Source organism: Galactobacillus timonensis (assembly GCF_900240265.1).
In the GTDB taxonomy this organism is placed as follows: domain Bacteria; phylum Bacillota_I; class Bacilli_A; order Erysipelotrichales; family Erysipelotrichaceae; genus Bulleidia; species Bulleidia timonensis.
In genome coordinates, this window is record NZ_LT964739.1 from 2,174,421 (window position 1) to 2,197,801 (window position 23,381).

Here is a 23,381-nt window from a genome sequence, read left to right on the forward strand (position 1 = left end):
GTATACCGGACAGAACTTAAAACGGCAGATCGTCCGCATCGATCGATTCCGCAGCAGACAACGCCTCCGCACGCTTCAGATAGCGGCTGATCGTCGACTTGGAAACACCATAGGCCACCGCCAGCGCCGCGCGCGTCATACCGTCCTGCGCATCCTGATAAACCCGCAGCGACAGCACATCCAGCTCACTCAGCCCCTCATTCTGCGCATATTCATCCGACTCCGTACCTTCTTCCTGAGGATCCGCCGGATTCATATCCACCTCAGGATCCGAAACAGTCTCATCCAGGCTCCCATCTTCCTCAACAACCGGCAGACTGTCATCAAAGCGAACATTGTACGAACGGTGCTCCAGCTTATCCAGGCCGCGTTCCACCGCCTGCGCCTCATACCTTGCCCCGGCCATCAGATCCAGAAGATGCAGCGCATCCTTCGCCTCCCGGCGCTTCCGGCGGCTCTCACTCAGCCGGTGAGCCACATCCACCGCCTCCGCATCCGCCAGATCATTCAGTTCCAGATAATGCAGAAGATCCTGAGTCCTCAGATCCTCTTCCCTCAGGCGCGCCGTGTAAGTCTTCTTATATTCGTTAAAATGTGCCATCAGCTCTGCCCAGTTTCCAGCAATCCGCTCAATTTCATCAAGGCTAAGAATCGGTGCTTCGGACTCCTTCGCCTCCATGGCACCATCCGTATCAGCATCAGCCACCGACTGACCATTGTCACCGTCCACCTCAACAATCCGCAGCGAAGAACCCGGATGCTGACCACTCAGACGATTCGAAGCCGAACGCATCGAGTTTTCGGCTGCCTGCTTTGACCGCCACACATATCCCTTTTCCGAGATTGTCTTCTGATCCTGTTCCAGGTACTGACATCCGACAATATCATCGGAAATCACCTGAACCATATATCCTTTTTTCATCGTTCCTCCTGCCGCGTCAAACACATCTTTCCTATCATACACAGGAAGTAGCCGGAATGCCAAAAAAAGGGACGCGCGGCCAGACGACTGCACATCCCGGTTCTTATCTTTTTACAGCTGAAAACGTAGTTTAAGCAGCCTTCACCAGCGCACGCACCGCATCCTCGGCTTCCGCCACTTTGGAACTGTCTTTGCCGCCGGCCTGTGCCATGTCGGGCCTGCCGCCGCCATTGCCACCGCACACCTGTGCGGCTGCCTTGACAAGATTGCCTGCCTTCAAACCCCTGGCAATGGCGCCCTTGCTCGAGGCGCACACAAACGTCACCTTGCCATCACCAACGCTCGTCACGAAGACAACGCTCTCACCAAGCTTCGCCCGCAGCGCCGAGGCATAATCCTTCATTGCCGAAGGATCCATGTCCTTGCGCTGTGCAAACAGGAGCTTGATGCCATTGTAGTCTTCGGCCTTACTGAGCATTGCGTCGGTATCCGCGAGCATGGCCTTTTCATCCGCAGCTGCAGCCGCCTTGCGCAGCTTCGCATTTTCTTCCTGCAGATGCTGAATCCGCTCGATGATGCCGGCCGCATCCTTCAGATGCAGCAATGCTGAGATGTCGCTCAGTGTATCCTGCTGCGCACGGAAGTCTTCATAAGCCTTCATCTTGGTCTCGCAGGTAATACGGCGAACGCCCGATCCGACCGATTCCTCGGAAATGATGCGGAACACACCAAGATCCCCGGTATTGGACGCATGGGTTCCGGCACAGAACTCCTTGGACACATCGCCCATCGAAACAACCCGAACCTCATCGCCGTACTTCTCATCAAACAGAGCGATGGCACCGGTCTTCTTCGCCTCTTCAATCGGAAGCACCTGCGTCGTGATCGGCAGATCCTCTTCGATCCACGTATTGACCAGACGCTCCACTTCCTTCAGCTGCTCAGCACTCGGCTTCTCAAAATGCGTAAAGTCGAAGCGCGCATAATCCGGTCCATTGTAGGAGCCCGCCTGTGCGACATGGCTGCCAAGCACCTGGCGCAGCGCACTCTGCAGAAGATGCAGCGACGAATGGTTGGCACGCGTCTTCTGACGGTCTTCATAGTTATAGGCACCCTGTACAGTGTCACCGACATGAAGAATGCCTTCAACATTGACGATATGGTGCATCGGCTGCTTGTGGGGCGCCTTGCGGACATCGTTGACATCGGCCTTGAACACGTCATTCCAAAGCTTGCCGGTATCAGCCGTCTGGCCGCCGGACTCCGCATAGAAGCAGGTCTTCGAAAGGATGACATCGCCCTCATCTTCCAGTTCATCGACGGACACACCATCCTTGAACAGCCCGATGACCGTACCTTCACAGGTTGAATCCGTATATTTTGTCTCGACAGACGGCGTCACGAAGTCCATCAGATCCTTGGACTGTCCGTGCATCGACTGCAGATTGCCGCGCGCTTCTCTTGCCCGCTGCTTCTGCGCCTCCATCTCCTTTTCAAAGCCTTCCTCATCTACGGTATAGCCGGCATCGGCGGCGATTTCCTCCGTCAGCTCCTTCGGATAGCCGTAGGTGTCATACAGCTTGAAGACAACCTCACCCGGAAGACGCTTTGTGTCCGCATGGCTCGCCAGCGCATCATTCAGAAGCGCCTCACCGTTGGCCAGCGTCTTATGGAACGACTCCTCTTCATTGCGCACCAGATGGGAGATCAGAGCCACCTTGTCCTCGAGATACGGATAGAAGTCCTTCATATTGTCCGCAACCACCTGGACCAGTTTGTACATGAAGGCATCCTCAATGCCCAGCTTAATGCCATAGCGCACGGCACGGCGCAGAACGCGGCGCAGAACATAGCCGCGGCCCGCATTCGAGAACGTCGCACCATCCGCAATCGCAAACGTTACGGTACGGATATGATCCGCAATGACACGGTACGCCATCTTGTATTCCGGCTCATCGTAGCTGTGCTTAGCATACTTTTCGGTCGCATGAATGATCGGCAGGAACAGGTCCGTATCAAAGTTCGTATCACCATCCTGAACCATGCATACAAGGCGCTCCAGGCCCATGCCCGTATCAATGTTCTTCTGCGGCAGCTCCTTGTACTGGCTGCGGGGTACTTCGCCCGGACGGCAGTCATACTGCGAGAAGACGATGTTCCACAGCTCAACGTACCGGTCGTTCTCAACATCGTCGAAGAACAGCTTCTCACCTACATGATTTGGATCAAAGCGCTCACCGCGGTCGTAATACAGCTCCGTATCCGGTCCGCCAGGTCCCCTTCCGATTTCCCAGAAGTTGTCCTCGCTCTTGCGGATATGGGACTCAATCATGCCGTTGGCAACCCAGTAGTTGTAAGCCTCTGTATCATCCGGATACACCGTCACATAGAGACGCTTCGGATCAAAGCCGATCCATTCGGGGCTTGTGAGGAATTCCCAAGCCCAGGCAATGGCTTCCTTCTTGAAGTAGTCGCCGATCGAGAAGTTGCCCAGCATCTCAAAGAACGTATGATGCCGTGCCGTACGGCCGACGTTTTCAATGTCGTTGGTACGAATCGATTTCTGCGCATTGCAGATACGGTTGCTCGCCGGCTTCTCCGTGCCATCAAAGTACTTCTTCAGTGCCGAAACACCTGCATTGATCCAAAGCAGCGTCGGATCATCGTGCGGAATCAGGCTCGCGCCCGGCTCCACCATGCAGCCCTTGGACTTGAAGAAGTCCAGGAACATCTGCCGGATCTGATTGCCGCTCAGCTGTCTGTTTTCACTCGTCATCGTTTTCCTATCTCCTGTTTCCCTTCATTTTTCCGCCTTTACCAAAATAAAAACATTCCGGCAAAGACTGCAGGAACGTTCATCACGCGGTACCATCCTGTTTCGTCAGCAGCGCTGACGCACCTCACTTATGCCGGTAACGGCGGCTTCCGGCGCCGATTAAGCGCTCATCCAAAGCAGCTTCAGAAAGCTACGGCCGCAGATTTTCACCAACCATCTGCTCTCTTAAGGATCCGTCACGCTCCCTACTTGTCTTTTTCATCGATTTCCCGCATATCTTAGCATGAAACAAGGCCAATGAAAACAGAGAACTAACTCAGTTTCTCTTCTTCCGTATCCACGAATCGCATGATTTTCAACTTCAACAGAAGCCACGGCTGAAACCTGGAAAAAATCAAAGCCAGCCCGATTTCGATCAAAAAGGCGGCCAGCTGCAGATCCACTGTAAAGACCATTCTTCCCGCAATCGCTCTCGACAAAAGATCCAGCAGTTTCAGAACCACAAACATCTCGATGAACAACAGAATCCAGTTGTACTTCACAACAAACGTTCTGCTGCATTTTCTGCAGGTATAGCGATCGTGCCATGGAGATGATTTACTTTGATCCAGCTGCAGTTTTCCCCCGCAGCAGGGACAAGGAAGATTAGGGGGTACACTTCATATCTATATCCTGCTGGAAAACAAACGCGTTTTCAAGCCCACAATTCTTCTTTCGCACGTTGACGAATACCTATCTTTGTAATATATTTTCAATGTTGTAAAAGCTTACAAAGGGGAATGAAAACTATGAAAAAATTCACAGCATCCGTATTGGCATCCATGATGTGCCTTTCCATGGCTGGATGTGGATCTTCCGGCTCCGCATCTGCCGCATCGACTGCAGAAGCCGCTGGCAGCGCATCTGCAAGTGAAACGGCAACCCATCTCGTCGGCATCATTCAGCTTGTGCAGCATCCGGCCCTCGATCAGGCAACCCAGGGTTTCGAAGATGAGCTGAAGGCAGAGCTTGGCGACAACGTTGAATTCGATTATCAGAACGCATCGGGCGATTCGCCTACCTGCACAACGATTGCCAACCAGTTTGTCAGCGAAGGCGTCGACCTGATCATGGCCAACGCAACAGCCGCTCTCCAGGCAGCCGCATCCGCAACCGACACGATTCCGGTTCTCGGGACTTCCATTACGGAATACGGAGTAGCTCTGGGCATCGATAACTTCAACGGCACCGTTGGCGGCAACGTCTCCGGTACAAGTGATCTTGCTCCGCTTGATCAGCAGGCGGACATGTTCGATGAACTGCTCCCGGATGCAAACACCATCGGCATCCTCTACTGCTCCGCAGAAGCCAATTCCGTCTATCAGGCAAATGTAGTCAAGGCCGCCCTTGAAGCAAAGGGCAAGACCGTCACTGTCTACACCTTTGCCGATTCCAATGATGTCGCTTCCGTCACGCAGCAGGCCTGCTCCGAATGTGACGCTCTCTATATCCCGACCGATAACACGGCAGCCTCCTGCACCGAAGCCATCAACAACGTAGCTTCCCAGGCGGGTACACCGATCATTACCGGCGAAAAGGGAATCATGGAAGGCTGCGGCATCGCCACCCTCTCCATCGATTACTATGAGCTTGGCAAGACAACCGGTGCCATGGCTGCCAGGATTCTCAAGGGCGAATCCGACATCTCCACGATGCCGATTGAGTACTACTCCAATCCGGAAAAGCTCTACAACCCGGAGCGCTGCACGGCCCTGGGCATCACGGTTCCGGATGACTATACCGCTGACGAAGGAGAATAAGCAGTGCCGATTTCCTATGCATTAAATCCCGCAGCCCTTTTTGCCAGCATGCCTGCCGGCATCGCACAGGGTCTGATCTGGGGTATCCTTGCCCTGGGTGTTTACATTACGTTCCGCATTCTCAACATCGCCGATCTGACCGTCGAAGGAACATTCACCACCGGCGGCGCAGTCACGGTCATGTTAATTCTGGCCGGATGGAATCCATGGTCAGCCATGCTGATTGCCGCACTGGCAGGTCTTGCTTCGGGTGCCGTGACGGGCATCCTGTATACCCTGCTCGGCATTCCTTCGATTCTTTCCGGCATCCTGACGCAATACGCACTGTATTCCATTAACCTTGCCATCATGGGCATGGCTGCCAACAAGGCCCTTCCCGCCTCCACAGCCACCCTGGCCATCACGTCCCGCTCCATTCCGATGGCACTGGTGACCGGTATTCTTACGGCCGCCATCCTGATTGCCGTTCTGTACTGGTACTTTGGTACGGAGCACGGATCCGCGATGCGTGCAACCGGTGCCAATCCGGAAATGGCCAAGGCACAGGGCATCAACATCAAGTCCATGTATGTCATCGGACTGGCTATTTCCAATGCACTGGTTGCCTTTGCCGGCGGCCTGATGGCACAGTTTCAGGGCTTTGCCGATATCAATATGGGCCGCGGCTCCATCGTCATCGGTCTGGCGGCCGTGATCATCGGCGAAGTGCTCGGCGAAGCACTGCTTGGCAAGCATCTGAATTTTGCGGGTCGCCTCTCCTTCATGGTGTGCGGCGGCATTCTCTACTACATCATCGTCGTGCTGGTTCTGTGGATGAAGCTCAATGCCAATTTCCTCAAACTCTTCACGGCTGTCATTGTCGGTATTTTCCTTGCCGTTCCCTATCTGCAGGGCAAGCGGCGCTCCTCCTTTGCCAAAGCGAAACGGCAGGCAAAGAAGTATGAAACGGAGGCGTGATCATGCATACAATGCTTGAACTGCGTCATGTTTCCAAGACCTTCAATCCCGGTACAATCACCGAGAAACATGCCCTCAACGATCTTTGCCTCACGATGGAGGATGGTGATTTCATTACCGTCATCGGCTCCAACGGTGCCGGCAAAAGTACGATGCTCAATGCCATCGCCGGCGTCTGGCCGATTGATGACGGAGCCATCCTGATCGACGGCCATGATGTCACGGGACTCGCGGATTATCAGCGTGCTGCCCTGATCGGACGTGTGTTCCAGGATCCAATGACCGGAACCGCCGCCGACATGCAGATCGTAGAAAATCTGGCTCTCGCCGCCCGGCGCGGTAAGAAGCGCGGCCTGCGCTGGGGCGTAACCAGCGAAGAAAGCGAAGCCTACCGCCAGCAGCTGAAGCGGCTCAACCTGGGCCTGGAGGATCGGCTCACCGTCAAGGTAGGACTGCTCTCCGGCGGCCAGCGTCAGGCGCTCACTCTGCTTATGGCAAGTCTGCAGAAGCCGAAGATTCTGCTTCTGGATGAGCATACGGCAGCCCTGGATCCCAAGACTGCCCGCAACGTTCTTGATCTGACGCAGCAGGTTGTCGATGAAAACCATCTGACGACCCTGATGGTCACCCATAACATGAAGGATGCGATTGCCGTTGGCAACCGCCTCATCATGATGCATGAAGGCAGGATCATCTACGACGTACGCGGCGAAGAAAAGAAGCGTCTCAAGGTAGAAACGCTTCTCAAGAAATTTGCCGAAGTATCCGGTGAAGAGTACGCCGATGATCAGGCACTTCTCGAATATTAATTTTTATATGCATAATTTATTATAACGATTATTCCTGCAATACAATGCGGTATTTATTAAATTTGCACATATTCAGTGATTGCAGACATAACCCCATATTAACAGATGGCATAATTGCAGTAATGCTCATGAAGATTTTGCGGAATCAGAAGCAGCCACAATGCAGTTATGTTTGCCGCTTCTGCACATTATGATACCTTATCAGATTTGCAATTATGCGCAAAATCAACTGACCCTCCCATCCTTTCGGACTGCTGCCTGGAAACAGTGTCGGCTGTCGTCTGTGTAATAACAATCTGGTTTTCATAGTACGCAAAACAGCAAATGCATATTTTTGAGCTGAATAATATTTGCAATCTATGAGCACTAATATTCTATGTTCATTTTTCATGAAAAAAGAAAAGAAAAAAGGAGGAAAGAAAGTAAGCGTCTAATACAGGGTGAACTTATTTCATAAGAGCAGGACAATATAATGAGCGCGAAGGCGACCGGACTTTAAAGAACCCAGTGCTGGGTCAGTAAAGCTCGATCGCCTTTTGATGGCGAATCTGATTTACGCAGATGGCTGTATCAATTTCTTCTTTCCATCCACAACCCGGACCTTCGGAGGCTTGTCTGGACCGGTTCCCATGTAATCAACGATCTCTCGCTTCTTACCGGCTTCATATTCATGATAGGAATCGCTCCAGGGCATCAGTTCTTTCAGAAACGATTCTGTAATGCGGGCAGATCTGTTTCTGTCCATCATGCGATCGATCAGATACTGAAAGTAGATTCTCGGATTGGCATGGTTTGCCTTTGCCGTTTCTGCCAGGGATTCGATGATCGCATTATCTTCTGCTCCGGTGATGGAATAGCTGAATAGAGAGTTCATCCTGAGCTGGCAGATACTTCTGACACTTCGTTCGGAAAAACCATTGTCCAGCGGTACCTGCGGATCATCAAGAAACTCCCGCAGTCCTTCTTCGTGGTTCAGGGCATATCTGATTGCAGAGGAAAGATGCTCGCTGAAAGCAGGATCCTCTGAATCCAGGGAATGCATGTATCCGAAGAAGGCATCGACTTCCGGCTTAACCAGTTTCTGGCGTCCTTTGAGTCTTTCTCCATCTGACAGATCCTTCAGCTTGTTCTCTTCCACATAAATTCTGCGGATCAGTTCTATCGCTTTGAATTCCGGAAAGGTCTCCAGTTCTTCTTCTCTGAGCTTTGATGAATTCAGAAGACGTGCTGCACGGATGAATTCTCTGCGGCAGTGCATCCAGCATAATGTGTTGATGACAGACCCATTTCTCTCGGAGGCGTAAAGCGAATATGCCGCATAGGCATCAGAGGTGATCTTTCCTTTGAAATCATCTCCGTAGAATTCTCTGAGATGATCCGTGCTGCGGGTCAGCTCAAAGCAGAAACAGATAATCTTATTGCCGGTATAGAACTCGCTGGAAGTATGAAGCCAGTAATAGCTTGTTGACCCTGCGGACCTTCCGTCATTGATCACACGTCCGAAGGTTTCATCTGCCTGCTGGTGGTCCTGCTGTTTCAGAAGATCAGCCATGTACTGCCATACCGGGAGAAAGCACTGATCAGTGAATGTCATGATCCATACTGACATCGTTCCTCTGGTCAGCCGGAAACCTTCTGCGGCCATGTCTTTTTCCATCCGGTAGTACGGCACATACAGACAGAATCGGGAATACAGAATATCGGCAAGCAGCGATGATGAAACAATAGAACCTGGAAGAGGCTTTCCTTCATAAGGGGTATATTCAATCTCTCTGCAGCACGTTCCATGCGAAATGACAGGAACATAGACGCACTGAACATAATGACGGCTCGGAACGCATTCAACGGTCCTGTATTTCTTCCAGGAAAAGATATACCAGCTGGTTCCATACTGTTCGTTCAGCTGATCAGGATTGATCTGGTAAATGTTTCGGACCGGAAGACCGGACAGATCCTTCTCCCGCTGTCCTTTCTTCCGTATGCCATGACCTTTATGATCAGAAAACGCAGATCTTGAAGTAATAACCGGTGCTTTCGGAGATTCTTCCGCTTCTTCTGCCAGCGGATCCTCTGCGATTTCTTCTTCCTGTGCAATCTCTGACAGCTTTTCTGTTCCGCGACCGAACAGATCGTTATTCCGCATCTGAAGCTGCTCCGTGCACTTCTGAAGTAAGCCGCTCAGCCGTTCATTCTCACGCTTAAGGGTTTCTGACAATTCCTTCATTGTCTGATAATCCCGGGTCATGTTTTTCTCGGCTTCTTCATGACCGTCAAGAATCGCAAGAACTTCAAGATGAGAAGCGATGACATTCCTGAGAGCGCAATTCAGCTCCGGCTTTTTCAGTTCCGGAAGTTTCCGATTCAGCTCATTCAGCTCAGAAGAAGTCATCACCATAGCTGCAGTTCTCCGGGATTATTTCAGAAGATCACTGCTGGCTGTTCTGATCCGTTCTGCCAGACTGTCAGTCTGCTTCAGTGCATATAAAAGCCGATCATTTGTTTTCTGCAGGCTGCGCAGTTTCTCCTCGCACTCTGCCAGCTGCAGCTGCAGTTCTTTATTCTCTCTGCATTTTTCCTCATACTGCTTTTTCAGTTCTTCCTGATCTGCTGCAGCGGCAGTCACAGCAGGAACTTCTTTTGGCTTTCTCCCGCGCTTTCCAGTAGGAATAATCTCACCGGTTGCCGGATCAATCTTTCCGATCACTCTTCTTCTGGAGCGTGACTGTTTCTTCTCCGGATCCCAGTAGCTTTCCGATTCGTAAACGTAAGTGGTATCGGTGTCCTTGTGATACTGCCTGATCTGTGCCATAAGCCCTCCAAGTTACATTGCAATAATAATATATCACTTGTTATGACACGTGTCAAGAATAAAAAGTGACATTGTAGAATATAAATGTCACTTTGTCTCACTCTTATCATTATTTTCTGGAGTTCTGTTACGGTTCGGAAATGTCTCTCTGATCGTTCCCTCAATGGCGATTCCGGCCATCAGTCTCTGATACTGCTCAGGAGTGATCAGTCTGGCTTCATCACTATTCCGCGGCCACTGGAATCGGTTGCCTTTGGAAAGCCGAAGGGTATACATTCCCATTCCGATCCCTTCAAAGCAGATCCCGCGAATCCGATCGCACTGGTTTCCGCAGAAGAGATAGAGGACTCCTTTTTCGAATGGATCCAGTTCATAGTTAAGTCTCACGTAGGCTGCCAGTCCATCCATTCCGCGCCGAAGATCAACCCGGCCGCAGCAGATAATGACCCGCGAGAATCCAGTTCCGTCTTTAAGCATCTTTCAGCACCCGAAGCACCATGCGGAGCGTGCTCTCGCTTGAAGGATGATTCACTGTCACTTTACAGCGGTTCACTTCAATCTGAACCGGAGCAGATTCTGCATCAGAAATCGCAGCAGGCAATGCCGGGCTTTCCAGATATTCTGTGATATCCACAACATCACAGCTGCTCGATTCCTGCTCTCTGATCCGCTTCGCCCAATAGTAGAATCTGCGTTCCTTTATTCCGTGTTCCTTACACCAGGTTCTGGTCTTGATCTCCGGGCTGCGCCGTTTCCATTCCTCCACAAGCTTCCGCCAGTATTCTTCATTTTCCTGACGCGTCAATCCTTTCATGAAAATCACCTCCAGGTTTCTGATTGATAATCACAATCAGTCTACCCAGAGGTGCTCTTCATTTCAGTTCACCTTGTATTAGACGCTTACACTGAACCTTACCGCTTTCCAGTTCGGGCAGAAAAGAAATCAGTTTTTCATACATGATCTCATCCTCCAGTTTTATTATCATTGCCGGGGATGACGTTTTTCACGCCAGCGGGTCCATCTGTACCCCGATAACTCTATGCAAATTTTTATGTTTGAACTAAATAACAATACTTAGTTTGAAAATGGCGAAAATAAATGTTTACAGTTCTCCTAACAGATCTCCGAGATCCTCTGAGTCACTGACTGTTTCGATTGACAGTTTATAAGCTTTTTCCACTTCCTGAGTATACATAGCTGCTCTTCCTGACGGATAACCCCTTCAATCTTTCAAGATATTTCAGCCCATACTCTATTGACCGGTCAAAGAACTCACTAAAATCCAGTATTGATTCTTCCGAACTGTCAAAGAACTTTAACAGTTCTTCCCGCGTCATAGTCCTTGCTCCAGATTTCCATTCTGTACTATTGGAGTTGCACAAAGAAGCATACATCTCATCAATGTCCTGTTTGACAAAAAAGTCCAGAAGTTCCTCCCAAGTATTAGCTACAGGATTATCTTTGATATTCTCTGTTTCGGGATCAACTCCATACAATCGTATTACAGAATATAACTGTGCTTTTCCCATTTCTGAGATTTTCTTCAGAATTGGCGGCATATCCCTCTTGCAATCATCAACCGTTCGGACCTCTGGATCCTCCGAATTCCAGACCTGAATCTTGCCGTTTTTAGTTCTTATATATTCTATGTAATAATACCCAGGCCCTTGGAATTCCATGTCTCCTTCAATTATTGCTTCAGGATATGTTTTCCTAATCATCTCGGCAATATGCAGCAGCGATGAATCGTCTTGTCCGAAATTATCACTGTACGAATTCTCTCCCATCAGCACATCAGCCAATACAAAAGCCGTATCATCTGCACTTAATGTCTGCAGTATGACCTTATCCTTTTGTTTTTCCGTCTTACACAAGTCTTTTTCGACAATTGCATGCCGTGCTTCAGTAAATCTTTTGCTTTCATGGGATAACGGTACGTATTCCACATTCCACGGATTTGGTCCGGTTTCTATTTCTTCGTTACCGATACCCATACCGTTTAATATCATTTCCGTATACGCGCACATCAGGAGATCTTCCAGATCCTTTTTATCTGCATCCGGACACTTGACTGAGATCATGTTGCTTGGTTCATCTTCATCTTTCTCAATGTAGTTTTCTCCAAACATATCAAGAAACTGTTTCTCTGTAATAATCTGAATATTGAGTTCTTTAGCCTTCTTGTTTTTTCCAGATTGAGATTCAAAATCATTATTGATCAGATAATTTGTTTTGGAGGTCACGCTGGATCCGACAACTCCTCCCTCTGATTCAATATAGTCAATCAATTCTTCACGATTAGCAAATACTTTCAGCTTTCCTGTTACTACAAATTTCAATCCTTCACATGATGTATATTCTGTCTTTGACATATGGTTATATCCTCCTCGTATATCTAAATGATTACAGAACATCTTCGTATAAAATACGCTATCACTATTTTGCCTGTCGGATGACTGCCCGTTTATAGTTGGTAGATAACCGGCAGAGTTCTTTCGTTATCTGTCTACCCTCTTCAGCAAGATCGATCAGTTCCTGTGTTGTTGTATTCTTCTTGATCAATGCATGGATCAACCCGTTTCTCTTATTCTTCCATGTACGGATCTGCTCCATAAATTCAATAGTGAAATACTTTCTTGCCAGGCCTTTCTTGTTTTCAGCAATCTTCTCTATCTTGGTAATCTTTCTATCAATTGACACAAAACCATTGCTGTTAATTGTATTGCCTTCATAACGAAGAATGGATTCCGTCCTGTCTTCCATGATTGCATATTCAATGAATACGGCTTCCAGATAAAATTCATTTTGTAGTGCTTTGGTCAGTCTTTTATTCTGCTCTTTATAGTTTTCATATTTGAGCATGTTATCTGGCATTGCTTCTGTCATGATTGTTCTCCCAACTCTTTGAGTTTAAAGAATACATCCACATTCACCTGTGCATCATTGTAGGCTCTGTGATGTGCATTGTCTTCGACACCAAACTGACCGGCAAGATATTCAAGTTTTACATTATCCCAGCTCTCCTGTTCTTTGAATTTCTTGGCATATACATATGTATCAAAGAATTCGTTTTCGAATGCAATGCCATTCTTTCTGCCGGCAGCAGAAATATACGGCAGATCAACTGATTTGATGTTATGTCCTACCAGGACAAAATCTCCGCAGTATTCTTTAAATGCCTTGATCACTTCTGAAACCGGAGGTTTATCCTTGACCATTTCATTTGTGATATGGGTCAGTCTTTCATTCTGTGGTGTGATCTTCCTGCCAGGGTTTGCCAACATATCAAAATGATCCACAACCTTCCCATTTACAACTTTGACCGCACCGATTTCCGTAATTTCCGGTGGAACATCTCCATTAGCAGCTCCGAATGTTCCGGAATGCTCAATATCAAATGCCACAAAAGAATCAAAATCAGGAGTATGCAATTCCGTGAAATCCTGCGGCATTCCGTCTTCGATTTCTTCCACATCAATACCCAGGAGTTCCATCTGATCCATGATCTGTGTAATCTGACTCCTTGTTCCCGAAATCTTTAATACTTTATAGCCAACGACCTTGTCGTCTTCTTCGCTCCTGAAAACAGTATTTCCAGCAATAGAAGCAGCATCTTCCAGTTCCTTCTGATACTTTTTAACTTCTTTGATATCCAATGTCTCAAAGTACCGTGTGAGCAACGCTGCCGTATTCATCCCGCCGGTGGCCTGAATGGAAGAAATATCTTTTTCTGATTGAATGACTTTCGCTTTAACTTCATCCTGCCATGTTTTAACACCTGTTGATTTATTGTCCCATTTGGACTCATAGAAATACGGTGACTCCAGCAACCTGTCTGCCATTTCATTCAGATTCATTGAATGCTGTCTGTAATATGCAACAACCTGATCATGTCTTTCTGCTTTTTCGGCATTATCAACTTGTGTCAGAAAATCGTTGATCAGTCTGATTGGTTCATCAATTAAGTTGACCAGTTCTTTAATCTTGGCTTCTGTTTCTAGATAAGGTGCCATATAGACTGATTTGATTTCTTTACGCTTTGTATCTATTGCCCTCTTAAGCTTTGTCAACTCAGTCTTATCTTTCTTTGCTTCCTTGTAATTATCAGGTGTATATACGATTGTTTTATACTTTGTAAGATTCTGCTTCAACTGACTTTTCAATTCATCAAAGTTTTCTACTGATGAAACACCTGGCTTCTCTACCGTAATTAGTTCCAAATCATTCATTAATTTCGCCTCACATTTATTAGGTCTGCACTATATAAGGGATGTTGTTTCCTATTGCGAACTCAATTGCGTATGAGTTAATTGGAGCAATAATCGTTGCTTTGCATCCGATGAAAGCATCTTTCGCAATAAAGGAAATGCTTTTAGGAATATGAATTGTTTCAAATGAAGAACTGTAGAAAAAGGCACGCGTATTAATTCTTTCTACCCCCTCAGATATCTCTAGGGATTTTATAGTTCGTTGATATGCTAGCGATTATACTCCAATTTGATTTACCAAAAGGTAATTTTTGCAGTTTATCAGTTAATTCCAAGCCACTAAATAAGTCATATATCATTGTCGTTCCCCCTAGCTACATATATTCACAAATCGATTGATTGTTTGCTTTTTCCACAAAAGTTATTGCTATGAATATTATAAATCTTTATAAACGAGAATTCTTGCTCTTAATCAGCATTGATTTCATCCAACTTCCCCTCAATTATTGCACAGATCTTCATGAGATATGTGTTGTTCATGTTATAAATCGTCTCAGGAGAAGGCATAATGAGATACTCAGTGCCTGAGACTTCGTTGTACTCATATCTGAGAAGCTCTTCCATTATTCCCCTACGGATCTAGTAGCATTCTTCCAGCGTCTTGTTCTCATTAGCCGATTTGAACGCTTCTGGAGACAGCATCATTCATCATCTTCCTCCTCCCTTTCTTCAGCAAGTTCAGCAATTAGGTGATCTTCTGAGATAAACCTTACGATACAGCAGCATTCTTCCGGAATCTTGTCGTGACTCACTCCACCGATATTTGAGAAACAATATGGATGGAGCTTCTTAAGACGGTGCTGCACTCTCTGAACTGGAAGTTTTGTATTTCTACAAAATACCAATGCAGGGAATGCCTCCTATCAGGGGCCGTCACGAACCCGCTATCCCTTTGACAGGACTACTTGTCTGCTGGCTGTTATGCCATGCAGTCATGAAAATCCTTGAAATTCATGACCCTGATATTCTGCAGGAAGCTGAAATCGGTAATTCCTGCAAAGGCAAAGGGCATTGCCTTTCTTAGAATATTGGCTGCGCCGTTCAGATCGGCATTGATGACAGTGCCGTTTTTTGAACGATACAGTCCTCGCTTGATACGTTCTCCGCTGAAGGACACATTGGCATCATTCTTCCCATATACAGGAATATCGTCCTGATCCAGAAAGCTCGCTTTGGAAGTATAGGATTCCTCCTGCTCAATGACGACAATGCCGGCCCGTTCCGCTTTATACCGAATCATGCGGATCAGACTGTACAGCGGAATCTGTACAAAGTTTTGGCTGGACTGCTTTGACATGCCGGTCTTCTGCTTCCAGAATTTGTTTCTCCCGATCACCAGATACCGGATATGCCGGATCCTGCATTGCCGGACGATGTCAGAGCTGATCTTATGCAACTCATCACGCATCTGGAGCGCACGGTTTCTGCCAAGACTCTGCATCATTTTTGTTGTCGGGCATCGATAGGCTTTCGGATCGTGACCTCCCATAAGAGTGCTCCTGCAGGCTCCCATCTGCTTGTTGTACCACTGATTCCTGGATTTCAGATAACCGCCCTTGTACAGAATCGATGGCGAACCATCATTACTTACGAAAGCTGCGATATTATCGATTCCAAGATCAATAGCACCCGCATGTGTACCCTGCGGGAGACTCATATTTACGGTTTCTTCAAACGTAACCAAAATACGGAACTTCTCATAAAACGGAACAACTTTAACCTCTTTCATTCTGCCTTGCGAAGGTACTCTGCCCAGCAGAACAACGGCATCCGTCATCGGTAGCTTCAGATACGGAGTTCCATCCTTATAGTTCATCCGGCAGTCCTGGTTTGTGAAGCATACTGTTGTCAGATCCCCCCTGACATAATGCGGCATCTTCGGTCTCCCAGTAAACAGAGACGGATTCTTCTGATAAGACCTGCATGCGGCCATCCAGCTGGCAAAGTCACCAGTCCGCATTTTCAGCACATGCTGTGCCGCCTGCATAGGCAGACCGCCAAAGAAGTCGGGATTCTGGTTGACACGCATCAGCTTTTCCAGGAAGGCATAACCAATCTGTCTTCCCGGTGCCGTCATTCCCGTTGAGGCAATTGTTCTGCGGATCTCTTCCTCTACTTCAAGCTGTGCGGGTTGAAGATCAGCCTCTTCTTTGCCATAGGCCGTATAGTGCTGCCGCAGACGAAACGTCGCAGCATTAGAAAGAAGCTTTGCTTTCCGGCACATGATATCGCACCATGAAAAGAGATCTTTCTGATCATCGCTTAGTAAGCGTCTAATACAGGGTGAACTTATTTCATAAGAGCAGGACAATATAATGAGCGCGAAGGCGACCGGACTTTAAAGAACCCAGTGCTGGGTCAGTAAAGCTCGATCGCCTTTTGATGGCGAATCTGATTTACGCAGATGGCTGTATCAATTTCTTCTTTCCATCCACAACCCGGACCTTCGGAGGCTTGTCTGGACCGGTTCCCATGTAATCAACGATCTCTCGCTTCTTACCGGCTTCATATTCATGATAGGAATCGCTCCAGGGCATCAGTTCTTTCAGAAACGATTCTGTAATGCGGGCAGATCTGTTTCTGTCCATCATGCGATCGATCAGATACTGAAAGTAGATTCTCGGATTGGCATGGTTTGCCTTTGCCGTTTCTGCCAGGGATTCGATGATCGCATTATCTTCTGCTCCGGTGATGGAATAGCTGAATAGAGAGTTCATCCTGAGCTGGCAGATACTTCTGACACTTCGTTCGGAAAAACCATTGTCCAGCGGTACCTGCGGATCATCAAGAAACTCCCGCAGTCCTTCTTCGTGGTTCAGGGCATATCTGATTGCAGAGGAAAGATGCTCGCTGAAAGCAGGATCCTCTGAATCCAGGGAATGCATGTATCCGAAGAAGGCATCGACTTCCGGCTTAACCAGTTTCTGGCGTCCTTTGAGTCTTTCTCCATCTGACAGATCCTTCAGCTTGTTCTCTTCCACATAAATTCTGCGGATCAGTTCTATCGCTTTGAATTCCGGAAAGGTCTCCAGTTCTTCTTCTCTGAGCTTTGATGAATTCAGAAGACGTGCTGCACGGATGAATTCTCTGCGGCAGTGCATCCAGCATAATGTGTTGATGACAGACCCATTTCTCTCGNCTATCGCTTTGAATTCCGGAAAGGTCTCCAGTTCTTCTTCTCTGAGCTTTGATGAATTCAGAAGACGTGCTGCACGGATGAATTCTCTGCGGCAGTGCATCCAGCATAATGTGTTGATGACAGACCCATTTCTCTCGGAGGCGTAAAGCGAATATGCCGCATAGGCATCAGAGGTGATCTTTCCTTTGAAATCATCTCCGTAGAATTCTCTGAGATGATCCGTGCTGCGGGTCAGCTCAAAGCAGAAACAGATAATCTTATTGCCGGTATAGAACTCGCTGGAAGTATGAAGCCAGTAATAGCTTGTTGACCCTGCGGACCTTCCGTCATTGATCACACGTCCGAAGGTTTCATCTGCCTGCTGGTGGTCCTGCTGTTTCAGAAGATCAGCCATGTACTGCCATACCGGGAGAAAGCACTGATCAGTGAATGTCATGATCCATACTGACATCGTTCCTCTGGTCAGCCGGAAACCTTCTGCGGCCATGTCTTTTTCCATCCGGTAGTACGGCACATACAGACAGAATCGGGAATACAGAATATCGGCAAGCAGCGATGATGAAACAATAGAACCTGGAAGAGGCTTTCCTTCATAAGGGGTATATTCAATCTCTCTGCAGCACGTTCCATGCGAAATGACAGGAACATAGACGCACTGAACATAATGACGGCTCGGAACGCATTCAACGGTCCTGTATTTCTTCCAGGAAAAGATATACCAGCTGGTTCCATACTGTTCGTTCAGCTGATCAGGATTGATCTGGTAAATGTTTCGGACCGGAAGACCGGACAGATCCTTCTCCCGCTGTCCTTTCTTCCGTATGCCATGACCTTTATGATCAGAAAACGCAGATCTTGAAGTAATAACCGGTGCTTTCGGAGATTCTTCCGCTTCTTCTGCCAGCGGATCCTCTGCGATTTCTTCTTCCTGTGCAATCTCTGACAGCTTTTCTGTTCCGCGACCGAACAGATCGTTATTCCGCATCTGAAGCTGCTCCGTGCACTTCTGAAGTAAGCCGCTCAGCCGTTCATTCTCACGCTTAAGGGTTTCTGACAATTCCTTCATTGTCTGATAATCCCGGGTCATGTTTTTCTCGGCTTCTTCATGACCGTCAAGAATCGCAAGAACTTCAAGATGAGAAGCGATGACATTCCTGAGAGCGCAATTCAGCTCCGGCTTTTTCAGTTCCGGAAGTTTCCGATTCAGCTCATTCAGCTCAGAAGAAGTCATCACCATAGCTGCAGTTCTCCGGGATTATTTCAGAAGATCACTGCTGGCTGTTCTGATCCGTTCTGCCAGACTGTCAGTCTGCTTCAGTGCATATAAAAGCCGATCATTTGTTTTCTGCAGGCTGCGCAGTTTCTCCTCGCACTCTGCCAGCTGCAGCTGCAGTTCTTTATTCTCTCTGCATTTTTCCTCATACTGCTTTTTCAGTTCTTCCTGATCTGCTGCAGCGGCAGTCACAGCAGGAACTTCTTTTGGCTTTCTCCCGCGCTTTCCAGTAGGAATAATCTCACCGGTTGCCGGATCAATCTTTCCGATCACTCTTCTTCTGGAGCGTGACTGTTTCTTCTCCGGATCCCAGTAGCTTTCCGATTCGTAAACGTAAGTGGTATCGGTGTCCTTGTGATACTGCCTGATCTGTGCCATAAGCCCTCCAAGTTACATTGCAATAATAATATATCACTTGTTATGACACGTGTCAAGAATAAAAAGTGACATTGTAGAATATAAATGTCACTTTGTCTCACTCTTATCATTATTTTCTGGAGTTCTGTTACGGTTCGGAAATGTCTCTCTGATCGTTCCCTCAATGGCGATTCCGGCCATCAGTCTCTGATACTGCTCAGGAGTGATCAGTCTGGCTTCATCACTATTCCGCGGCCACTGGAATCGGTTGCCTTTGGAAAGCCGAAGGGTATACATTCCCATTCCGATCCCTTCAAAGCAGATCCCGCGAATCCGATCGCACTGGTTTCCGCAGAAGAGATAGAGGACTCCTTTTTCGAATGGATCCAGTTCATAGTTAAGTCTCACGTAGGCTGCCAGTCCATCCATTCCGCGCCGAAGATCAACCCGGCCGCAGCAGATAATGACCCGCGAGAATCCAGTTCCGTCTTTAAGCATCTTTCAGCACCCGAAGCACCATGCGGAGCGTGCTCTCGCTTGAAGGATGATTCACTGTCACTTTACAGCGGTTCACTTCAATCTGAACCGGAGCAGATTCTGCATCAGAAATCGCAGCAGGCAATGCCGGGCTTTCCAGATATTCTGTGATATCCACAACATCACAGCTGCTCGATTCCTGCTCTCTGATCCGCTTCGCCCAATAGTAGAATCTGCGTTCCTTTATTCCGTGTTCCTTACACCAGGTTCTGGTCTTGATCTCCGGGCTGCGCCGTTTCCATTCCTCCACAAGCTTCCGCCAGTATTCTTCATTTTCCTGACGCGTCAATCCTTTCATGAAAATCACCTCCAGGTTTCTGATTGATAATCACAATCAGTCTACCCAGAGGTGCTCTTCATTTCAGTTCACCTTGTATTAGGCGCTTACGTTCGATTGATGTCATGATTTGTCCTCCTCTCAGCCATTCAGGCATCAAAAAAGACATACCCATCTGCCCGCTGCTTATGCGTAAGCATTCCGCAGAAGTTCAGCCGATTCACGGCGTTCTGATCACACACGCAGAGAAATGGTTGCGTGCGTAACTTCAATGGAATGACCTGCAATGCAGGGCTTCAAAGTATGTCTTTATCGATTAAATGATAGCATGGTTCAGAAAATATTAGCGAGATTTCAGATTTTAAATGTGAACCTCCCCGCCTAAGTCCTAACGTACTATAGACGGAGCTTCCAAGGGCTTGTGTGCCCTCAGACTTCCGTCTGCTAAACGATTCGGTGACAGCACAGCACACAAGCCGAAACTTATGTACCCATCTGCACTAACGTTTCTCAGACTTATGTCAGGATCGTCAGACTGCCATAGGAAGCAGAGGGTACAAGACCCTGTTGATCTTCCACAGGTCAGCTAACGTCCTTTGGGTTCCACTCCCGATCCCAGAGATTTTGGTCATAAGATCGGGTGATTCCATAAACAGCCCGCGGATCTACAGGGACCACTTTATGCAAATACGGCTTTTTTAATTACATCAACGATTCCAGATTGTTTGCTCGTGAATTAGGAATCTGCATCAATCAGGTTCCATGCTTTTTATTGACAGTAAAAGTGTATTCTTCCTTATCCCGGGTTTCATAAAATCTTCTGACACACTTCAACACGCCTGTGGCTTTGGTATATTTGTACTTTTCGTATGGTTGGTACGAATTGTCAGATGAGTTTTCATTCGAGCCTTCACCAGTGAATGAGACGTCCGGCATGGATTTTGCAAGCACCATTGCCAGCAGTGTAGGAAAATGAATTTCGTCTTTGCCTGTCTGTGTCCCGAACCACAGGCTGATTTCCGCCTGCATGGCATCGTTTTTGCAATAATAGAAATCGAGGAAATCTTCGCAGGTTACATCGTTGGCTGGCATGATGTAGTTTCCTATTTCAACCTGCACATCGCTCAGATTTTCCATCGCAGGCCATCCCCAATCCTGATGCTCCCTGGCGAAATCAGAAATAACCTTGGCAGCTTGTTCTGCGTCTTCCTTGTTCTTGTACTGAATTTTGAAAAACATCCATTCCTGCATATTATTACTCCTCCTAATGGTTCAATATACTGATGAGCCAAATGACTACGATTGCGATAAACTGTATATCGTCAAGTAAGTATCCCTGAAAATATTACAGACTTTATATCAGATTATCTGTCTCAACACCCTCTCATAATATTCTTTATAGTTTCCATTGAAATGATACTCAATTGCAGAAGTGAACGCAAGGGATCTGTTGCATTAACTTAATCGAAACAGAAACCATGATGCTGTTGCAATCAGTTGCTTTGATTCCGAATAATGATTTCAGGTCAGGTATAGCCGATGAAAGAACTAGGAGGAACTTTCATCATGACTGCTTTTTCTAAGCTGGATCTTAATAAAAGAATGCAGATCCAATCATTTCTTTCAGAAGGATTATCTCTTTCTGCCATCGCTCGTAAGATTGGTGTTACCACTTCTACCGTTTCAAGAGAGATCAGGCATTTCCGAGTTGAAGATGGCCGCCCTGGACGTTTCAGCAGGAACAGCTGTGCGTTTCGCAAAGAATGCAAGCGTTGCAATCTCTGCGCAGCAATGGAAACCACATGCCGAAGAAGAGGGAAATCCTGTGCTCACTGCAGATCGATCAACTGCAATACCGTCTGCAAGGATTACAGAAAAGAAGTATGCCCCAAACCGGATCGCCCTCCTTATGTGTGCAACCATTGCAATGAGTTTATCCATGGGAAGTGCCCTCTGACAAAGTATTTCTACAAAGCAGCAGAAGCACAGGAAGCCGCCCGAACACTGCGCTCTTCTTCCCGTTCAGGTCTGAATCTCACGGAGCAGGAGATTCATGAAGCCGACGTGCTTCTTTCTCCGCGCATTCGCAAAGGTCAGTCTATTCACCACATCATGGTTTCTGAACCAGAGGTATTCAATTTTTCTGAGCGTCAGGCTTATATCCTGGTCAATGCCGGGCTGATCTCTGCTCGCCCTATCGATATGCCACGAACTGTGCGAATGAGGCCGAGAAAGCGGAAATCCGTGGAAAAGAAGGTAGATCGCAGCTGCCGCATCGGCCGAACTTACGATGACTTTTTAAGATACATGGATAAGCATCCGGATGAGCCTGTCCTAGAAGGAGATACGGTTGAAGGGGTTAAAGGAGGAAAGTGCATTCTTACCCTCACCTGGCGGCAATGGTCTTTTCAGATCGGATTCCTGCGGGATCATAACAATTCGGAGTCTGTAACTCAGATCATTAACAGCCTGTATGAATCATTAGGCTGCGATAAGTTCCATCAAGTTTTTCCTTCCGTCTGGCTGTTTGACAATGGCTCTGAATTCTCTGATCCGAAAGAGATTGAAAAGTTCGGTGTATTGGTGTTTTACTGCGACCCTTCTTCGCCCTATCAGAAGGGATGCTGTGAAGTGACACATGAATACGTACGCAGAATTCTGCCCAAAGGGACATCATTTGATGATCTGGATCAGGGGTTTATTGATTACATGTATAGCCATATCAACAGCGAGCGCAGAAAAAAGCTGAATAACCTCTCACCCTTTGAGGCATTCAGCTCCGTTCTGGGAAAGGACGTAATCGAGAAGTACTTCTGTATCAGATGGATTGATCCTCGTTTTGTCCAGCTGAATCAATCTCTGAAGTCCACATGGCTTTTCTGTGAAAAGGAGGAAAACTGAAATGAGAAACCACCACACTACTTTTGAATCTGATGAGCTTCTCCTCACTCTTCGTACAGTGTTGCCTCTCTACAAGGATGTTGAGAATCCACAGGTGATTATGTGGATCTGGGATATCGAATGCGCACGCTGGTGCTATGTGATGGGGTATGAATCTGAATGCGGCCCGGATCTCATCATGTCTCTCGTATATAACGAAAGCTGGGATTATTACGAAATGGGAGATGTCTGTGAGAATGAATTCGATAACAGACATTACATATATGGCATTTATCCATCCGGATCCAGGCCTAAAGTCAATACGATCATCAAACATCTGCGCAAACTGAAGCACGGCACACCAGTCGTCGGTTAGTGCCCTGTCACGGCTGTATCTGACCACCGAATAGACCAGCAGATACCAGTCGACATAACTTTATCCGAAAAAGTAAGTAAGCGTCTAATACAGGGTGAACTTATTTCATAAGAGCAGGACAATATAATGAGCGCGAAGGCGACCGGACTTTAAAGAACCCAGTGCTGGGTCAGTAAAGCTCGATCGCCTTTTGATGGCGAA

Annotated in this window: 23 protein-coding genes, 1 pseudogene and 1 other annotated feature; of the genes and pseudogenes, 6 read left to right on the top strand and 18 right to left on the bottom strand. The window is 47.6% G+C overall.

From position 1 onward, the window contains the following. Positions 1–16: 16 nt before the first annotated feature. The 3 genes from C1714_RS10340 to C1714_RS10350 all read right to left on the bottom strand — a co-directional run bounded on the left by C1714_RS10340 (position 17) and on the right by C1714_RS10350 (position 4,240). On the bottom strand, positions 17–922 hold the full coding sequence (locus C1714_RS10340; RefSeq protein WP_102343087.1) for a helix-turn-helix domain-containing protein: 906 nt from the start codon (positions 920–922) through the stop codon (positions 17–19). Between the two features lie 130 nt (positions 923–1,052). Beyond that, a complete protein-coding gene (gene alaS / locus C1714_RS10345; RefSeq protein WP_102343088.1) occupies positions 1,053–3,698 on the bottom strand; it encodes an alanine--tRNA ligase in 2,646 nt (881 codons plus the stop codon). Between the two features lie 68 nt (positions 3,699–3,766). Continuing rightward, positions 3,767–3,968: a binding site (T-box leader), on the bottom strand. Positions 3,969–4,009: 41 nt separating this feature from the next. After that, positions 4,010–4,240, bottom strand: coding sequence for a hypothetical protein (locus tag C1714_RS10350; RefSeq protein WP_102343089.1), 231 nt, complete (start codon positions 4,238–4,240; stop codon positions 4,010–4,012). Positions 4,241–4,486: 246 nt separating this feature from the next. Between C1714_RS10350 and C1714_RS10355 the strand changes: the two genes are divergently transcribed. From C1714_RS10355 to C1714_RS10365, 3 genes are read left to right on the top strand one after another with little or no spacing between them, the layout of a single operon-like run. Continuing rightward, on the top strand, positions 4,487–5,497 hold the full coding sequence (locus C1714_RS10355; protein WP_210115297.1) for an ABC transporter substrate-binding protein: 1,011 nt from the start codon (positions 4,487–4,489) through the stop codon (positions 5,495–5,497). Positions 5,498–5,500: 3 nt separating this feature from the next. Beyond that, a complete protein-coding gene (locus C1714_RS10360; RefSeq protein ID WP_245305097.1) occupies positions 5,501–6,454 on the top strand; it encodes an ABC transporter permease in 954 nt (317 codons plus the stop codon). Between the two features lie 11 nt (positions 6,455–6,465). Further along, complete coding sequence (locus C1714_RS10365) at positions 6,466–7,263, top strand: ABC transporter ATP-binding protein (protein ID WP_102343212.1); 798 nt, start codon at positions 6,466–6,468, stop codon at positions 7,261–7,263. A gap of 553 nt (positions 7,264–7,816) precedes the next feature. Here C1714_RS10365 and tnpC read toward each other — a convergent pair. The 14 genes from tnpC to C1714_RS10435 form a co-directional block, all read right to left on the bottom strand. Continuing rightward, on the bottom strand, positions 7,817–9,658 hold the full coding sequence (tnpC, locus tag C1714_RS10370; protein WP_102343091.1) for an IS66 family transposase: 1,842 nt from the start codon (positions 9,656–9,658) through the stop codon (positions 7,817–7,819). An 18-nt stretch (positions 9,659–9,676) separates the two neighbouring features. Beyond that, on the bottom strand, positions 9,677–10,072 hold the full coding sequence (locus C1714_RS10375) for a hypothetical protein (protein ID WP_102343092.1): 396 nt from the start codon (positions 10,070–10,072) through the stop codon (positions 9,677–9,679). A gap of 87 nt (positions 10,073–10,159) precedes the next feature. Then, complete coding sequence (gene tnpB, locus C1714_RS10380; protein WP_102343093.1) at positions 10,160–10,549, bottom strand: IS66 family insertion sequence element accessory protein TnpB; 390 nt, start codon at positions 10,547–10,549, stop codon at positions 10,160–10,162. After that, positions 10,542–10,886: an IS66 family insertion sequence element accessory protein TnpA gene (gene tnpA / locus C1714_RS10385; protein WP_102343094.1), complete on the bottom strand. Its 345-nt coding sequence runs from the start codon at positions 10,884–10,886 to the stop codon at positions 10,542–10,544. The genes tnpB (C1714_RS10380) and tnpA (C1714_RS10385) overlap by 8 nt, the downstream gene beginning before the upstream one ends. A 350-nt stretch (positions 10,887–11,236) precedes the next feature. Then, positions 11,237–12,445: a BRCT domain-containing protein gene (locus C1714_RS10390; protein WP_210115298.1), complete on the bottom strand. Its 1,209-nt coding sequence runs from the start codon at positions 12,443–12,445 to the stop codon at positions 11,237–11,239. 64 nt (positions 12,446–12,509) lie between these two features. After that, positions 12,510–12,959 (bottom strand): hypothetical protein, encoded by a 450-nt coding sequence (locus tag C1714_RS10395; RefSeq protein ID WP_102343096.1) that lies wholly within the window; start codon positions 12,957–12,959, stop codon positions 12,510–12,512. After that, positions 12,956–14,302 carry a DUF1351 domain-containing protein gene (locus C1714_RS10400; protein ID WP_102343097.1) on the bottom strand — a complete coding sequence of 449 codons (1,347 nt, stop codon included), beginning with the start codon at positions 14,300–14,302 and terminating at the stop codon, positions 12,956–12,958. The genes C1714_RS10395 and C1714_RS10400 overlap by 4 nt, the downstream gene beginning before the upstream one ends. Before the next feature lie 19 nt (positions 14,303–14,321). Further along, the gene (locus C1714_RS14695; protein WP_102343213.1) at positions 14,322–14,537 is read right to left on the bottom strand and encodes a leucine-rich repeat protein; all 216 of its coding nucleotides are present in this window, start codon (positions 14,535–14,537) and stop codon (positions 14,322–14,324) included. Positions 14,538–15,260: 723 nt separating this feature from the next. After that, entirely contained in the window at positions 15,261–16,565 is a 1,305-nt protein-coding gene (locus C1714_RS10410) for an RNA-guided endonuclease InsQ/TnpB family protein (protein ID WP_102343098.1), read from the bottom strand. A 172-nt stretch (positions 16,566–16,737) separates the two neighbouring features. Next, positions 16,738–18,717: an IS66 family transposase gene (locus C1714_RS10415; RefSeq protein WP_102343099.1), complete on the bottom strand. Its 1,980-nt coding sequence runs from the start codon at positions 18,715–18,717 to the stop codon at positions 16,738–16,740. Positions 18,718–18,735: 18 nt separating this feature from the next. Next, positions 18,736–19,131: a hypothetical protein gene (locus C1714_RS10420; RefSeq protein WP_102343092.1), complete on the bottom strand. Its 396-nt coding sequence runs from the start codon at positions 19,129–19,131 to the stop codon at positions 18,736–18,738. An 87-nt stretch (positions 19,132–19,218) separates the two neighbouring features. Beyond that, positions 19,219–19,608 (bottom strand): IS66 family insertion sequence element accessory protein TnpB, encoded by a 390-nt coding sequence (gene tnpB, locus C1714_RS10425; RefSeq protein WP_102343093.1) that lies wholly within the window; start codon positions 19,606–19,608, stop codon positions 19,219–19,221. Then, entirely contained in the window at positions 19,601–19,945 is a 345-nt protein-coding gene (gene tnpA / locus C1714_RS10430; protein ID WP_102343094.1) for an IS66 family insertion sequence element accessory protein TnpA, read from the bottom strand. The genes tnpB (C1714_RS10425) and tnpA (C1714_RS10430) overlap by 8 nt, the downstream gene beginning before the upstream one ends. A 732-nt stretch (positions 19,946–20,677) precedes the next feature. Then, complete coding sequence (locus C1714_RS10435) at positions 20,678–21,175, bottom strand: hypothetical protein (RefSeq protein WP_102343100.1); 498 nt, start codon at positions 21,173–21,175, stop codon at positions 20,678–20,680. 351 nt (positions 21,176–21,526) lie between these two features. Between C1714_RS10435 and C1714_RS14700 the strand changes: the two are divergent. Continuing rightward, positions 21,527–21,589: pseudogene (locus C1714_RS14700) on the top strand (hypothetical protein); the annotation flags it as partial. An 18-nt stretch (positions 21,590–21,607) separates the two neighbouring features. On the opposite strand, the gene C1714_RS14440 reads toward C1714_RS14700, so the two are convergent. Continuing rightward, positions 21,608–21,865, bottom strand: coding sequence for a hypothetical protein (locus C1714_RS14440; RefSeq protein WP_245305118.1), 258 nt, complete (start codon positions 21,863–21,865; stop codon positions 21,608–21,610). Between C1714_RS14440 and C1714_RS10440 the strand changes: the two genes are divergently transcribed. Together C1714_RS10440 and C1714_RS10445 are read left to right on the top strand one after the other, a co-directional pair. Beyond that, positions 21,836–22,825 carry an IS30 family transposase gene (locus tag C1714_RS10440; RefSeq protein WP_245305117.1) on the top strand — a complete coding sequence of 330 codons (990 nt, stop codon included), beginning with the start codon at positions 21,836–21,838 and terminating at the stop codon, positions 22,823–22,825. The two genes, C1714_RS14440 and C1714_RS10440, sit on opposite strands and share 30 nt — an antisense overlap. Position 22,826: 1 nt before the next feature. After that, positions 22,827–23,180: a hypothetical protein gene (locus C1714_RS10445; RefSeq protein WP_102343102.1), complete on the top strand. Its 354-nt coding sequence runs from the start codon at positions 22,827–22,829 to the stop codon at positions 23,178–23,180. Positions 23,181–23,381 lie beyond the last annotated feature (201 nt).

Bases quoted from the DNA above. Each gene is read 5' to 3' on its own strand.
- C1714_RS10340 (WP_102343087.1), bottom strand. From the start codon at position 922: ATGAAAAAAGGATATATGGTTCAGGTGATTTCCGATGATATTGTCGGA.
- C1714_RS10375 (WP_102343092.1), bottom strand. From the start codon at position 10,072: ATGGCACAGATCAGGCAGTATCACAAGGACACCGATACCACTTACGTT.
- C1714_RS10435 (WP_102343100.1), bottom strand. From the start codon at position 21,175: ATGCAGGAATGGATGTTTTTCAAAATTCAGTACAAGAACAAGGAAGAC.
- alaS (WP_102343088.1), bottom strand. From the start codon at position 3,698: ATGACGAGTGAAAACAGACAGCTGAGCGGCAATCAGATCCGGCAGATG.
- tnpC (WP_102343091.1), bottom strand. From the start codon at position 9,658: ATGGTGATGACTTCTTCTGAGCTGAATGAGCTGAATCGGAAACTTCCG.
- tnpB (WP_102343093.1), bottom strand. From the start codon at position 10,549: ATGCTTAAAGACGGAACTGGATTCTCGCGGGTCATTATCTGCTGCGGC.
- tnpA (WP_102343094.1), bottom strand. From the start codon at position 19,945: ATGAAAGGATTGACGCGTCAGGAAAATGAAGAATACTGGCGGAAGCTT.
- tnpA (WP_102343094.1), bottom strand. From the start codon at position 10,886: ATGAAAGGATTGACGCGTCAGGAAAATGAAGAATACTGGCGGAAGCTT.
- C1714_RS10390 (WP_210115298.1), bottom strand. From the start codon at position 12,445: ATGTCAAAGACAGAATATACATCATGTGAAGGATTGAAATTTGTAGTA.
- C1714_RS10410 (WP_102343098.1), bottom strand. From the start codon at position 16,565: ATGTGCCGGAAAGCAAAGCTTCTTTCTAATGCTGCGACGTTTCGTCTG.
- C1714_RS10355 (WP_210115297.1), top strand. From the start codon at position 4,487: ATGAAAAAATTCACAGCATCCGTATTGGCATCCATGATGTGCCTTTCC.
- C1714_RS10400 (WP_102343097.1), bottom strand. From the start codon at position 14,302: ATGAATGATTTGGAACTAATTACGGTAGAGAAGCCAGGTGTTTCATCA.
- C1714_RS10420 (WP_102343092.1), bottom strand. From the start codon at position 19,131: ATGGCACAGATCAGGCAGTATCACAAGGACACCGATACCACTTACGTT.
- C1714_RS10445 (WP_102343102.1), top strand. From the start codon at position 22,827: ATGAGAAACCACCACACTACTTTTGAATCTGATGAGCTTCTCCTCACT.
- C1714_RS10365 (WP_102343212.1), top strand. From the start codon at position 6,466: ATGCTTGAACTGCGTCATGTTTCCAAGACCTTCAATCCCGGTACAATC.
- tnpB (WP_102343093.1), bottom strand. From the start codon at position 19,608: ATGCTTAAAGACGGAACTGGATTCTCGCGGGTCATTATCTGCTGCGGC.
- C1714_RS10395 (WP_102343096.1), bottom strand. From the start codon at position 12,959: ATGACAGAAGCAATGCCAGATAACATGCTCAAATATGAAAACTATAAA.
- C1714_RS14440 (WP_245305118.1), bottom strand. From the start codon at position 21,865: ATGGATAAACTCATTGCAATGGTTGCACACATAAGGAGGGCGATCCGG.